This window comes from Legionella taurinensis, from assembly GCF_900452865.1.
GTDB classification, from domain to species: Bacteria; Pseudomonadota; Gammaproteobacteria; order Legionellales; family Legionellaceae; genus Legionella_C; species Legionella_C taurinensis.
This window is the reverse complement of sequence record NZ_UGOZ01000001.1, coordinates 374,289-387,583: the sequence shown is the minus strand read 5'-3', so window position 1 is coordinate 387,583 and position 13,295 is coordinate 374,289. Positions and strand designations below refer to the sequence as shown.

The window sequence follows — 13,295 nt, the reverse complement described above, 5'->3', positions numbered from 1 at the left end:
TATTTATTGTAATTCGTTATCAAGCCAGAGCCTGGTTAACCAGATCCTGTTGTTCTTTCGCATGAAGCAGAGGGCTTCCGACGGCGGGAGCCGCGGCAAATCCTCGACCGGCGTAACTTAAACGTTGATCCGGACGTAAACAGTCAATGATATTGTGCTGCGATGAGAACCAAACCCCCTGGTTTTGCGGTTCTTCCTGACACCAGACAACCTGCTTCGCCTTGGTAAATTTCGCCAGTTCCTGCTCCAGTTCCTTTTTCGGGAATGGGTATAATTGCTCGATGCGAATAATGGCAATGTGATTTAGCTGTTCGTCACGGCGTTTTTGCAACAGATCATAGTAAACTTTTCCGCAGCATAACACGACTTTCGTGACTTTAGCCGCATCCAGAGCATCGATTTCTGGAATCACATCATGGAATTTACCTTTCAATAAATCCTCAACCGGTGATACCGCCAATTTATGACGCAGCAAGCTCTTTGGCGTCATAACAATCAATGGCTTACGGAAATTGCGGATCATTTGTCGACGCAGGAGATGGAAAATCTGGGCAGGGGTCGTCGGGGTGCAAACCTGCATGTTCTGTTGCGCACAAAGCTGCATGTAGCGCTCAAGACGGGCGGAGGAATGCTCAGGACCCTGGCCTTCGTAGCCATGCGGCAATAGCATCACCAGACCGCAGAGGCGACCCCATTTTTGCTCGCCGGAACTGATGAATTGATCAATCACCACCTGGGCGCCATTGGCAAAATCCCCAAACTGCGCTTCCCAGAGCACCAGTGAATTGGGTTCGGAAGAAGCATAACCGTATTCGAACGCAAGTACCGCCTCTTCAGACAACACCGAATCAATGACCACAAACGGTTTGCTGGTGGCGGCTTTCTCCAAAGGCACGAACGTATTGCCGGTTTGAATATCGTGCAACACGGCGTGACGATGAGCAAAGGTACCACGGCCACAGTCCTGCCCTGACAAACGGACGCCATATCCTTCCTGCAACAGACTGGCATAGGCCATGGTTTCAGCAAATCCCCAGTTCATGGGCAATTCACCCGTCGCCATTTTTTCGCGCTCGGCAAGCAACCGTTTAACCACCGGGTGCAACTCAAAGCCGTCAGGCAGGGTATGCAGCGTTTTCGCCAGGGTCTTAAGCATCGCGGGGCTGATGGTGGTATCCGCCTTATCGGTCCACTTGGCATTAAAATAGGGGGTCCAATCAATGGACATTTTGCCATCATAATTCCCTTGCACGGTATCCACTACCGCCTGTCCCCTGTCCAGACGGTTACGGTAATCTTCCGCTAACTGGTCAACCTCGGCCGCCGTCGTTAACCCTTCCTGAATCAGCTCCTCGGCATAGATTTCCCTTAAGGGACGCATGCTTTTGATTTTTTTATACATGGTGGGCTGAGTCACTGACGGCTCATCGGCTTCGTTGTGCCCATGGCGGCGATAGCAGACCAAATCAATCACCACATCGCGCTTGAAGGTCATGCGGAAATCGACTGCAATTTGCGTGGCGAACACAACGGCTTCGGGATCATCCCCATTGACATGAATAACCGGCGCCTGCACCATTTTAGCCACATCGGTGCAATAAAGGGTTGAACGGGCATCCAGTGGATTGCTGGTGGTGAAGCCTATCTGGTTATTGATGACAATGTGCACGGTGCCGCCGGTGGAATAGCCGCGGGCCTGGGAAAAGTTAAAGGTTTCCATGACCACACCCTGCCCGGCGAAGGCTGCATCCCCATGGATCACGACGGGCACGACCTTGTCCTTTTTCTCAAGATCATGGCGGCGTCCCAGGCGTGAACGCACCGACCCCTCAACCACAGGTCCGATAATTTCAAGATGCGACGGGTTAAAAGCCAGTGCCAGATGAACAATGGCCCCGGTTTCGGTGCGAATGTCGGATGAAAAGCCCATGTGGTACTTCACATCCCCTGAGCGCTCAGCCGAACCGAGCTTGCCTTCAAATTCCTGGAATAATTGATCAGGCTCTTTTCCAAGCACATTCACGAGGACATTCAGACGGCCGCGGTGAGCCATCCCGATCACAATTTCCTGCACCCCTTCTGCACCGCCCTTACGGATAATTTCCTTCATCATCGGGATAAACGCATCCCCGCCTTCGAGCGAAAAGCGCTTCTGGCCAACGTAACGGGTACCCAGATAACGTTCCAGGCCATCCGCAGCAATCAAATCACTTAAAATCTGCCGTTTCTTTTCTGCGTCAAAATTGGGACGGCCGCGAACGGTTTCCAGCTTTTTCTGCAGCCATTCGGTTTCCTCAATGTTGGAGATATGCATGTATTCGATGCCAATGCTGCCACAATAGGTAGCCCGCAGGGCCTGATAAATTTCAGCCAGAGGCATTTCAGTACCATTAAAATTCTTACCGGCATAAAAAGAGCGGTTTAAATCAGCATCGGATAATTTATGGTAACTAAGTTCCAAGCTGGGTACCTGAACCCGCTCCGCCATTTCGAGCGGATCAAGCTTGGCGGCATGATGGCCATGAGCACGGTAGGCATTGATTAAATGAGCAACCTGGAACTGTTTGCTGGCCTCTGCGTTTTCTGCCGGGGCGCGTTTGCGGTTAGCATTCACCAGAAAGTAATCGCGAATGTCACGGTGAGGAATATCCTGAGCGACATGATTAATCTGGGGTAATGTGCTGAAAACAGCGCGCCAGTCGGCCGGCACTGAATTGGGATCATTCAGAAAATCTTCGTACAGACTATCCACATAGGCCATACTCCCACCCGAGAGGTAGGATGAAGCTAATTGATTCTGAAAGTCGTTACTGCTCATTGTATTGGTTCTCCAAAGGGGCGCGTCCTGGGTTCAGACGCTGGATAATCGTCATCAAGTTTCTTGATTCAACATCTGTTTACGGATATCGGCAATCGCTTGCGTCGGATTGAGTCCCTTCGGGCAAACATTCGCGCAATTCATAATGGAACGGCAGCGAAATACACTAAATGGATCCTGTAATTTATCCAAACGATGCCGTTTTGCTGTATCACGGCTGTCCGCTAAAAAGCGTCTGGCCTGAAGCAGACCGGCAGGGCCGACAAATTTTTCCGGGTTCCACCAGAACGAGGGGCAAGAACTGGTGCAGCAGGCGCACAGAATGCACTCGTACAAGCCATCCAGCTGTGCACGCTCTTCCGGCGATTGCAGCCGTTCACGCGCCGGAGCAACCTGATCGTTTTGCAGATAAGGCTCAATGCGCTCGTATTGTTGGTAAAACTGGGTCATGTCAACGACCAGGTCACGCACCACGGGAAATCCCGGCAGCGGACGAATCACAATGCGATCGGTGTTTAACTGTGAAAGCGAGGTGATGCAGGCCAAGCCATTGGTGCCGTTGATGTTCATACCGTCTGACCCGCACACGCCCTCGCGGCAGGAGCGGCGATAGGCAATGGTTGGGTCCTGCTCGGCTTTCAGGCGTTCAAGCAGGGTCAGCAGCATGGGATCGCTCTTGGCCGGTACGGCGATTTCATAGTCCTTCATGTAAGGAGACTCATCGAGCTCAGGATTGTAACGGTAAATAGACAGGCTCAGAATTCGATTATCAGCCATGGCTTATCCTCTTTTAATAAACGCGTTCTTTCGGCTCAAAAGGCTCGACATAGTTAGGTTTCGCATTGACGGGGCGATAATCAATCGCATCATCATGCGCAGAATAGAGCGTGTGTTTAATCCAGTTGGCATCGTCACGCTGTGGGTAATCTTCCCGGCTATGCGCGCCGCGGCTTTCTGTTCTGGCCAGGGCAGATTGAGCTGTCGCATAGGCCGTTGCCATTAAATTATCCAATTCCAGTGCAGTGACCAATTCGGTATTGAATACTTTGGTCTTATCCACCAGCCTGGCATGCTGCAAACGCTCGCGCAGGGCCTGCAGACGATGGAGGCCCTCCTCCATGACCTTGCCGGTACGGAATACACCAAAATCTTCCTGCATGACACGCTGCATGTCATCACGGATGGCTGACGGCATCTCGCCGTCGGTTGATTCCTGCCAGCGGTTATAACGGGCCATGGCTTCGGCGATGTTCTCTTCCGTTACATAAGCCATGTCGGGCATTTGATTGGATTGCCACAACTCTTCGACGTGAAGTCCTGCCGCACGACCAAACACCACGAGATCAAGCAGGGAATTGCCGCCGAGGCGGTTGGCGCCATGCACGGAGACGCAGGCGCACTCGCCTACGGCATACAAGCCCTCAACCACGGTGTCAACGCCATTTTTATGGGTAATCACCTGCCCGTGCATGTTCGTGGGAATACCGCCCATGCTGTAATGACAGGTTGGTACAACGGGAATGGGTTCAACAATCGGATCCACCCCGGCAAATTTTAAGGACAATTCGCGAATACCGGGCAATCGGGACATGATTAAATCCGCTCCCAGGTGATCGAGTTTCAGCTTGACGTGATCGACGCCTTTGGGATCAAAGCCACGGCCAGCACGGATTTCCAGTGCCATGGAGCGAGCGACGACATCCCTCGAAGCCAAATCTTTTACCCGGGGGGCATACCGCTCCATGAAGCGCTCCCCATCCTTATTGATCAGATAACCGCCTTCACCGCGGCATCCTTCCGTCACCAGCGTGCCGGCCCCGGCAATACCGGTAGGGTGGAATTGCCACATTTCCATGTCCTGCAACGGCAGGCCGGCACGCAATGCCATGCCAAAGCCGTCGCCCGTATTGATGTGGGCATTGGTCGTTGATTGGTAAATACGTCCAGCTCCGCCTGTCGCTAAAATGCAGACGCGGGTTTGATAAAACACGACTTCGCCGGTTTCTATGCACAGTGCCGTCACGCCCGCGATGCGGCCGTGATTGTCTTTAACGAAATCCAAAGCCAGCCATTCGCTGAACACATGCGTTTTGGCTTTCAGGTTCTGCTGGTAAAGGGTATGTAACAGGGCATGACCGGTTCTGTCTGCCGCCGCACAGGTTCGAGCCGCCTGTTCACCGCCGAAATGCTTGGATTGACCGCCAAACTGGCGCTGGTAAATCTTGCCATTGTCCATCCTTGAGAAAGGCAGTCCCATGTGCTCGAGCTCATAAACGGCTTCCGGGCCTGTTTTACACAGGTATTCAATGCAATCCTGATCGCCGATGTAATCAGCGCCCTTGACCGTATCGTACATGTGCCAGCGCCAATCGTCTTCATCCGCGTTGCCAAGCGCGGCAGTGATACCGCCCTGTGCAGAAACCGTATGGGAACGGGTGGGAAAGACTTTGGACAGCAAGGCCACCTGCAATCCTGAATTGGCCAGCTGCAGGGCAGCCCGCATGCCAGCCCCGCCCGCACCAATAATTACCGCATCAAATTTGTGTCGTGGAAATGCCATGCTTATTGTCCCCAAACAATCATCAAACCCCAAATAAATTGTCCCAGCAACCAGACAACCACACCCATTTGCACCGATACTCTAAGCATGGTGCATTTCATGTAATCCGTGGTGACGGTCCAGACGCCTATCCAGGCATGTAAAGAAATGGCGCCTAATGCGATAACACTGGCGACTTTAAACCAGTTGCAGGCAAACAGGGACTGCCACTGGTGATAGGCCATTTGCGGATGAGCGATTAAAAAGCCCATTAAAAATAATGTATAGAATAGAAGATACGCGGCCGTGGCGCGCTGTATCAGCCAATCCTTTAACCCGTTGCCCGTCAGGCTGGTGACATTGGTTACCATATCCAGACCCCTAACAAAAGTGAGAAAATAACAGAAAGGATAATCACGAACACGGCGCTGCGGCGGCCCGACTCGAGATGCTCTCCCCACCCAAGATCCATCAGCATATGGCGAATACCGGCCAACAAATGGTAAGTCCATGCCGCCAAGAAAGCCCACAGGGTTACTTTGCACAAGGGGTGGGCCAAGGTGGCCTGCAGGTTAGTGAACGTGCCGGCATTGCGCAATGATAAATCAAGAAAATACATCATGACGGGCAGAAGCAGAAATAACACCATGCCAGAAACGCGATGCAGTATCGATGCAATCGCCATGGGCGGAAATTTTAACGTTCGCAGGTCCAGATTCACCGGTCTTTTTTTATTCACGGCATCCCTCAACTAAAATTAGTAATATAGCATAACAAAGCTAACCCTCATGCCTCCCTGATAACAGAAAAGCACGGCATGCTGCTTAAATCGAAACAACAAATCAGGCTGTAATTTACACAAAGCAAGCAGAAAACTGGCGAAGTATACCACTCTGTATTTTTAGCGCAAAGCTACTGCGTTAAAAGCATATCATGTGTTCCCATCCATTGCCTCAATAAATCTATTTTATAATCAAAAAGAATAATTTGAACTCAACTTGAATGGAAACAAACAACCAGCCATACTATCATTGATAATATCGGTTAAGCGAAGGACTGAGTAACCATGTTAATTAAACGACCAATCTATAATCAAAAATTGAAATGTGTCGCCATGGAGATTATCGCTAACCAACAAGCCAAACAACCCATTGAATTGCTGCCTTATTTCACCACGGTGACCCACAACATTGACAGCAACCTGCCGTTGTTTGTGCCTTATGCGCTCAATTCACTGCTCGAACTCGCCGATCCCCCCCTTGAAAATCCGGTGATATTAAAATTGCATGCTGCAGACATTAACCAGACCTACACGGCAGAGGAGTTAAACGACGCAGCCCACTCCATTGCGCTCATGATTGACAGCCCCGACCAATTGGCCTGGCTCAATTTTGCCGAATACATCGCCTTGAGCGAGCACCTGATGGGCATGGCTGATTTGACCAAAGTGGTCAAATACAGTCAGGCCAAGCAGCGCAAGGTCATTGCCTATAATATTTCCGACCCGAACCGCTTTATCAATTGCAAAGACATGACCATGGATTATTATTGCGGTGACTTTCTCTTTCAGCCTGAGGTCAAGGAAGTGAAGGAAATTGCCGCCAATAAACTAAACCTGCTGATGCTGATTGAAAAACTGCAGCACCCCGATACCCATTTTAACGAGATAATCCCGTTAATTCAGACGGATCCACTGTTAAGTTATCAGTTGTTGCGTGTCGCCAATTCGGCGGCCTTCTCCGGTTATCAGGCCATTGAATCCATCCAGCAGGCCGTCACCCGCTTAGGCATTCTTAATTTAAAAAACTGGGTCATGGTGCTGTCGATGAAAAACGTGTCCAATAAGCCCATCGAAATTGTCGAGTCCGGGCTTATCCGCGCCCAGATGGCTGAAAAACTGGCTAAAGCCAATTCGAAGTTATCGGCTGAAAGCGCTTACACGGCCGGGTTGCTCTCGGTGCTTGACAGCCTGCTGGATACCCCCATGAACGCATTGATTGAAAAAATCACGCTCGCAGACGACATTAAAGGGGCGCTCATGGCACGCGAAGGGGAGTTGGGAAAGTTACTGTCCATGGTCATAGCCTATGAGGAAGGCCACTGGGAACAATTAGACGGCAATGACTACTACGGCCTCGATTTAAGTCAGATTTACATCGATTGCCTGGAGCATGTCTCCATCGGCAAAAAAGCAATGTCTGAACACTAACCGTCTTGCACTGCGGCAGGCAAGGCATTACCCTTAAATTCTCCTTTTTTTGAGTAAATAATCATGTTTTTTCGTCTTTTAGCCGCTCTGTTCTATGATCTGATTGTATTGTGCAGTCTGTTCATGCTGGCCACGGCAATCACCGTGTATTTTAATCAGGGGCAGGCTATTCCACCCGCCTCGCGCGGATACCAAAGCCTGTTGGCCGCGATCATGGGGGCTTATTTTATTCTGTCCTTTCGTTACGGGGGGCAGACCATCGGGTTTAAATCCTGGCGTCTGCGATTAATCAGGGGAGAAGGTTTCAAATTACGTCTGGTTAACGCTGCATAGAGGGTCCCGTACCGCGATGATGCCGGTAAACATCCCTGGGCGCTTCCGCAGGGTAGCCGTAGCCGCGATCGGCTAAACGCTTGACGATTTCAAGGTAGCGCTCACCCCAGGAACCCGGATCGAAATTGGTCACCACGACGTTGTAACTTAAGTTAATCACCGATTCAAAGGCCTTGCGCTGGGCAAGCTCATGCCCGCCAAAGGCGACCTGCACTTCAGTTTCAGCACTCACGCCGCCCGCCTTAAGGCGTTCGACCAGCATAAAAATCATTTTTTCAATGGTGTAGAATAATTTGCACATGGACGTGCCGGCGATGTACATGTCCTGCGCTTTGGAGGCACTTAATTTATAGCCGTGATCATGAATGGGGTAAACGAATTCATACTCGTTGGTTTCCGGCACCAGTTCAGGGGGGACGATAATCGGCGGTGAAATCACTTCGATGGTCGGGGTCACGATAAAAAGGGAAAAATCAGCCCAATGCCACCATAGCCTGTAGACTTTTTCAACCAGGCTCAGCGGATCATTGAAATCCTCGACAATCCGCTGGCGAGCCTCTTCGGCCAGTTTTAAAAAATCTTCTTCAGGGAGTGATGCGTTTTCCGCCATCCTAGTCAACCGATAAAACTCGTCATATTGCTATCTTAGCCCAATTTAATTGATTCAGCACAGGGCTTTGCGGTACAAAAAGAGAAAAAAATCAGTAAATAGGGAATCACTGCGCCAAGTCAGGACTTAAGGATTTTAACAATCCGCCAGGTAGCGGTAATAAACAGGGGGCTGTTTGCATTTAAAACAGCGGCTCTGGCACGACGCTTTCTCGTCGCAGCGGGCAATCACTCCCTTTTTAAGCCAGATCTCAAGCATCGGCTGCAACGCCTGGAAGTCAATATGGAATTCACGGCTCACCTGCTGGCTGCTCACCACCTTGTGCTGGCGAATGAAATCACGGATTTGTAACAGCATCGCGTCTCCTCACAAGCAGATGTTGTCCGCGCAATACCGCGATAAACGCGAGAATGCCCCCCACCATGACCGCAATCCACAGCAACGATTCCTGAGGATGACGGTAAAACACCGCACTCTGATAAAAAATCACCGCAGACGCGTAGGCAATCAGGAAAGACCAGATCACGGAAAACCACATCAGCCGGCGTGTCGTCTCCTGCCGGATAGCCGCCATGGTTGAAACACAGGGGATGTAAAGCAGGATAAAGAGAAGGTAGGCAAACGCTCCGGCTTTGCCGTCAAATCGTTCGGCCATCATGCCATACACCGTTTGTGACAATTCGCTGTCGGGTGCACTGGCTAAAACCGGATTGAGTAAAGCCTGTCCCAATGACGAAAGGTTCTCAGGCACCGACCAGAATGCCTGCGCCATGGAACCTAAGAAATCAAAATGAGCGGCCTGCGTCTGCGCCAGATGACCTAATTGCGCGTAGAGCGAATTTAAAGAGCCAACCACCACTTCTTTCGCCAGCATGCCGGTTAATAAACCGACCGTGGCCGGCCAGTTATCCTGATGCAGGCCCATGGGGGCAAACAAAGGCGTCAACCATTGGCCAAGCCAGGACAGAACAGAATGGGTACTGGCTTCATCCGTATTCAACCCGCCGTCAATGGTCAAGGCGTTCAAAGTGCCAAGGATAATGCAAATGGGGATAATCAGGCGTCCGGCCCTGACAACAAAATAACGTAGACGCAGGCTGGTTTCACGCCAGAGGCGTTTAAACGAGGGCTTATGATAGGCGGGCAACTCAAGAATCAAGGGGGACGCCTCCCCTTCCAGCGTGGTTTTACGCAAAATAAACCCGGTAAAAACCGCCATTAAAATGCCGATGACATACAGAGCAAACACCACATTCTGCCCGCCGCTTGGGAAAAACGCCGCAACAAACACAGCATAAATAGCCAATCGGGCGCTGCAGGACATGAAGGGGCTCATCAGCACAGTTAATAACCGATCACGCTCGGAATCCAGCGTTCTTGCCGCCATGATCCCGGGCACATTACAACCAAATCCCACAATCATCGGCACAAAGGATTTTCCAGGCAAGCCCAGCATACGCATGGCCTTATCCACCACAAACGCAGCACGGGCCATGTACCCTGACGCCTCCAGTAACGCCAGAAAGAAAAACATCGCCGCAATCACCGGAATGAAAGTCAGGGTGGTATTAATACCCATACCCAGACCATTCGCCACCACGGCAATAAGCCATTGCGGGGAATGCAGCTGCTGCAGTACCCAGGCGCTGCCCTGAACAAAAATCGTATCGGTGGAGATATCAAAAAAATCCTGAAAGGCCCCGCCAATGTTGATGGCGAACAAAAACATCAGGTACATCATGGCAAAAAACAGGGGTAAAGCCAGGAATCGATTCAGCACAATGCGGTCAATTTTAGCCGTCAGATGGTCGCTGGCATCACTGGCCCGAGTTTGAATCAGACTAATCACGTCGTGGATTTTCTGGTAACGGATATCCGCCAGGACAACATCGGTATCCTTCTCTCCGATCAGTGCGGGATCCAAAGCCTGTAACCTTGCTGCCTCGACCAGCAAGGTATCGCCTTCCAGTATACGCCGGGCATAATAAATTGCCCGTTCAGGGGCGATACTGCAAACAGCGATCAGCTGCTTTCTGAGATTCTCCATGAGCGACTCGATGGAGGCTGGGTAATCAAAAGGCAGCGACACAGCAGCAGCCAGTGGCTTAATGATGGTTTTTTTTAATTCAGCAAGGCCTATGCCTTTGTGCGCTTCAAGCGGCAGAACACAGCAATTCAATTGCCGGGACAAGGCCGGAATATCAAGGGTGATGCCGCGTTGTCTCGCGATGTCCATCATGTTGAGGACAACAATCATGGGTTTACCCAGTTCCAGCAGCTGGCTGGTTAAGTAAAGGTGGCGTTCAAGATGACAGGCATCAATAACATTAATAATTAACTCAGACTCGCAGGTGGCCACCGTCTTAGCGGAAATCTGCTCATCCTGACTGCTGCCCCGCCCGGTCAGGGCGAGGGAATAAATACCGGGTAAATCCGTCACCTCAATGCACTGGCCCTCGACAACCAATTCCCCGGTTTTTTTCTCCACCGTAACGCCGGGCCAGTTACCCACGCGCTGATTATCACCCGTTAAGGCATTAAATAAGGTGGTTTTGCCGCAATTGGGATTGCCTACCAGTAAAAGAGAGGTCATACACGCTCCAGATTAAGGTGGATTGCTTCTTCTTTTCTCAAGGTCAGGGATGTTCCCCGGACTTCAACCTGCACTGGACACCCCAGGGGAGCGGTTCTTACAATCGTCAATTCCACACCGCGAGTAATACCCAACGACAGCAAACGCCGCCGATACTGCGCATCGGTGCGGCCAAAATCAAGCAATCGGACTTTATCGCCACGGGTTAACTCGGTAATGTGCATGGTGGTAACACTCAATCCAAAATTCCATTAGTTTAACACAAATGATATCGAGAATCATTCTCATTTTAGAACAAATTTTGTCATTCTGGCGGTATCAACAGCGAATTCACTGGCCGACGAGGATGACGACGCAGGTAATCCTGGGATTGCATTTCCTGCAAACGGCTTAAGGTTCGCTTGAAGGCCTGACTCATCTCTCCCTTGAGGTACAGTTCAGTCAACGGGACTTCGGCTGAAAGAATCAGCCGCACGCCGCGATCGTAGAGTACATCAATGAAATGCACAAATAAAATCGCATAGACCGTATCGCGCTCATGGAGTTGCGGCATGTCGCTGACAAATACAGTGGAAAACCGATCCACCAACTCAAGGTAGTCCAGCTGGCTGCGCGGCAGGTTGCAAATCACTTTAAAATCAAACCAGATGGCTTCCTCACCGCAACGAACATAAGGAATGTCACGGTTTTGCACCGTCACAGTCCCTGCGGACTGAGCCGCCGGTTCCATCAGGGCAAATTGCGCGCTGAAGCGGCTCTGGTTGGCTTCATTTAGAGGGCAGAAAAAGGTTTCCACCTGAATTTCACGGCCGACCCGGTAATCGCGCGACTGATTGAGGGCGAGTACCTGGCACTGGGATTTAATCAGGGCAATGGCCGGTAAAAAACGCGCCCGCTGCACGCCGTTTAAATACAGGTCATCCGGTTTGATGTTGGATGTCGCCACCAGCACAATGCCGTTGGCAAACAAAGCCTTCAACAATTCGGCAAGAATCATCGCATGGGCAACGTCGTGCACCAAAAATTCGTCAAAACACAACAGGCGGGTTGTTTTAGCCAAATTTTTTGCAATCACTTGCAGGGGATCTTTCTGCCCCTGCAGACGCCGGAGCTGCGCATCAATCTGTTGCATGAAATGATGGAAGTGGAACCGGACTTTTTCGCGGGTTTTAACCTGTTCGAAAAAAAGATCCATCAGAAAAGTCTTGCCCACGCCAACACTGCCATAAAGATAAATGCCTTTGACCACATGCGTGCGCCGCCAGCTGAAAAAGGATTTTTTGGGTTGACTTAAGGCACTGGCCAAATCGTCCATGACGCCAATGATCTGCCGTTGCAAAGGATCATTTTCAATTTCACCCCGGGCAATTGCCGCATCATAACTGGCTGAAACACTCATGGGTGCAACACCTTTTCATTGAGGACCCTGATTAATTCCTCTTTCAGTTCCAGCAGTTTTCCATGAAAAAAATGGCTGGTGCCCGCAAATGTAGTCACTGCAAGCGGCGGGGAGATGCTTGAGGCAAAATCCATCACCAGGGACTCGGGTACAACCTCATCATTATCCCCCTGAAAAACATGCCAGGGTGACGGTGCGGGCTGATACGCCCGGTAATCGTAATGATGAACCGGCGGGGCCACGGTGATTAACAACTCATGGGCGTGCTGCGCGGCGGCGCGATAAGCCACATAGGAACCAAAGGAAAACCCAGCAAACAGGTAACGGCTTTGCGGACATTCCGCGGCCCACAGTCGACAAAGGGCAAGCATGTCGTCGCTTTCACCAATGCCTTCGTCATAGCGTCCCTGAGAATGGCCAACGCCGCGGAAATTGAAGCGGAGGCTCGGAATACCGGATTCTTTAAAGGCACGCGCCATCGTGGTGACGACTTTGTTATTCATCGTGCCGCCCTGCAGGGAATGAGGATGCCCCAGCACCGCAATGAACGGGGAGCCGCCGGTCAAAGGCACCGTCAACACGCCTTCGAGTTCGCCCGCTTCCGTATTAAACACAAAGGGGTGTTCGCCCGGTTTGTCTAATTTGTCAGCAAATACCATGCACGTCTCGCAGTTGAGGACAATTTTTGTCCATTTTTCTCTTGAATGAGGCAAGATAGTAACATAATTAAGCCGGCATCTTGCAATTTAGTGTCTGTACTTTAAGATCAGAAAGGCGCCGACCGCCTGAAGGGC

The 13,295-nt window shown here is 50.9% G+C and carries 13 protein-coding genes; 2 read left to right on the top strand and 11 right to left on the bottom strand.

The features are described 5' to 3' along the window. Nucleotides 1–19: 19 nt before the first annotated feature. Genes DYE45_RS01765 through sdhC form a run of 5 tightly spaced genes read right to left on the bottom strand, consistent with a single transcriptional unit; the run spans nt 20 to nt 6,096 of the window. Complete coding sequence (locus DYE45_RS01765; protein ID WP_108293284.1) at nt 20–2,818, bottom strand: 2-oxoglutarate dehydrogenase E1 component; 2,799 nt, start codon at nt 2,816–2,818, stop codon at nt 20–22. A gap of 54 nt (nt 2,819–2,872) precedes the next feature. Continuing rightward, a complete protein-coding gene (locus tag DYE45_RS01760; protein WP_108293286.1) occupies nt 2,873–3,595 on the bottom strand; it encodes a succinate dehydrogenase iron-sulfur subunit in 723 nt (240 codons plus the stop codon). A 13-nt stretch (nt 3,596–3,608) separates the two neighbouring features. Next, nucleotides 3,609–5,378 (bottom strand): succinate dehydrogenase flavoprotein subunit, encoded by a 1,770-nt coding sequence (gene sdhA, locus DYE45_RS01755; protein ID WP_108293288.1) that lies wholly within the window; start codon nt 5,376–5,378, stop codon nt 3,609–3,611. A gap of 2 nt (nt 5,379–5,380) precedes the next feature. Beyond that, nucleotides 5,381–5,728: a succinate dehydrogenase, hydrophobic membrane anchor protein gene (gene sdhD / locus DYE45_RS01750; protein ID WP_108293290.1), complete on the bottom strand. Its 348-nt coding sequence runs from the start codon at nt 5,726–5,728 to the stop codon at nt 5,381–5,383. Beyond that, nucleotides 5,722–6,096: a succinate dehydrogenase, cytochrome b556 subunit gene (gene sdhC / locus DYE45_RS01745; protein WP_108293430.1), complete on the bottom strand. Its 375-nt coding sequence runs from the start codon at nt 6,094–6,096 to the stop codon at nt 5,722–5,724. Before sdhC ends, sdhD begins: the two co-directional genes overlap by 7 nt. A 327-nt stretch (nt 6,097–6,423) precedes the next feature. On the opposite strand from sdhC, the gene DYE45_RS01740 reads away from it, so the two are divergent. Both DYE45_RS01740 and DYE45_RS01735 read left to right on the top strand, forming a co-directional pair. Then, entirely contained in the window at nt 6,424–7,566 is a 1,143-nt protein-coding gene (locus DYE45_RS01740) for an EAL and HDOD domain-containing protein (RefSeq protein WP_115300304.1), read from the top strand. Nucleotides 7,567–7,629: 63 nt separating this feature from the next. Beyond that, a complete protein-coding gene (locus tag DYE45_RS01735) occupies nt 7,630–7,899 on the top strand; it encodes an RDD family protein (RefSeq protein ID WP_108293294.1) in 270 nt (89 codons plus the stop codon). Here the strand turns inward: DYE45_RS01735 and DYE45_RS01730 are convergent. The 6 genes from DYE45_RS01730 to DYE45_RS01705 form a co-directional block, all read right to left on the bottom strand. Continuing rightward, on the bottom strand, nt 7,886–8,509 hold the full coding sequence (locus tag DYE45_RS01730; protein WP_108293296.1) for a virulence factor: 624 nt from the start codon (nt 8,507–8,509) through the stop codon (nt 7,886–7,888). The genes DYE45_RS01735 and DYE45_RS01730 overlap by 14 nt on opposite strands. 135 nt (nt 8,510–8,644) lie before the next feature. Beyond that, a complete protein-coding gene (locus DYE45_RS01725) occupies nt 8,645–8,866 on the bottom strand; it encodes a FeoC-like transcriptional regulator (RefSeq protein ID WP_108293298.1) in 222 nt (73 codons plus the stop codon). After that, on the bottom strand, nt 8,847–11,102 hold the full coding sequence (feoB, locus tag DYE45_RS01720) for a Fe(2+) transporter permease subunit FeoB (RefSeq protein WP_108293300.1): 2,256 nt from the start codon (nt 11,100–11,102) through the stop codon (nt 8,847–8,849). The genes DYE45_RS01725 and feoB overlap by 20 nt, the downstream gene beginning before the upstream one ends. Continuing rightward, nucleotides 11,099–11,326: a FeoA family protein gene (locus DYE45_RS01715; RefSeq protein WP_058531766.1), complete on the bottom strand. Its 228-nt coding sequence runs from the start codon at nt 11,324–11,326 to the stop codon at nt 11,099–11,101. Before DYE45_RS01715 ends, feoB begins: the two co-directional genes overlap by 4 nt. Nucleotides 11,327–11,406: 80 nt before the next feature. After that, nucleotides 11,407–12,501, bottom strand: a complete 1,095-nt coding sequence (gene zapE, locus DYE45_RS01710; protein WP_108293302.1) for a cell division protein ZapE — start codon at nt 12,499–12,501, stop codon at nt 11,407–11,409. Continuing rightward, nucleotides 12,498–13,160, bottom strand: a complete 663-nt coding sequence (locus DYE45_RS01705) for an alpha/beta hydrolase (protein WP_108293304.1) — start codon at nt 13,158–13,160, stop codon at nt 12,498–12,500. The genes zapE and DYE45_RS01705 overlap by 4 nt, the downstream gene beginning before the upstream one ends. Between the last annotated feature and the right edge of the window lie 135 nt (nt 13,161–13,295).

Bases quoted from the DNA above. Each gene is read 5' to 3' on its own strand.
- DYE45_RS01715 (WP_058531766.1), bottom strand. From the start codon at position 11,326: ATGCACATTACCGAGTTAACCCGTGGCGATAAAGTCCGATTGCTTGAT.
- feoB (WP_108293300.1), bottom strand. From the start codon at position 11,102: ATGACCTCTCTTTTACTGGTAGGCAATCCCAATTGCGGCAAAACCACC.
- DYE45_RS01725 (WP_108293298.1), bottom strand. From the start codon at position 8,866: ATGCTGTTACAAATCCGTGATTTCATTCGCCAGCACAAGGTGGTGAGC.
- DYE45_RS01735 (WP_108293294.1), top strand. From the start codon at position 7,630: ATGTTTTTTCGTCTTTTAGCCGCTCTGTTCTATGATCTGATTGTATTG.
- sdhA (WP_108293288.1), bottom strand. From the start codon at position 5,378: ATGGCATTTCCACGACACAAATTTGATGCGGTAATTATTGGTGCGGGC.
- DYE45_RS01705 (WP_108293304.1), bottom strand. From the start codon at position 13,160: ATGGTATTTGCTGACAAATTAGACAAACCGGGCGAACACCCCTTTGTG.
- DYE45_RS01760 (WP_108293286.1), bottom strand. From the start codon at position 3,595: ATGGCTGATAATCGAATTCTGAGCCTGTCTATTTACCGTTACAATCCT.
- DYE45_RS01740 (WP_115300304.1), top strand. From the start codon at position 6,424: ATGTTAATTAAACGACCAATCTATAATCAAAAATTGAAATGTGTCGCC.
- DYE45_RS01765 (WP_108293284.1), bottom strand. From the start codon at position 2,818: ATGAGCAGTAACGACTTTCAGAATCAATTAGCTTCATCCTACCTCTCG.
- sdhD (WP_108293290.1), bottom strand. From the start codon at position 5,728: ATGGTAACCAATGTCACCAGCCTGACGGGCAACGGGTTAAAGGATTGG.
- zapE (WP_108293302.1), bottom strand. From the start codon at position 12,501: ATGAGTGTTTCAGCCAGTTATGATGCGGCAATTGCCCGGGGTGAAATT.
- DYE45_RS01730 (WP_108293296.1), bottom strand. From the start codon at position 8,509: ATGGCGGAAAACGCATCACTCCCTGAAGAAGATTTTTTAAAACTGGCC.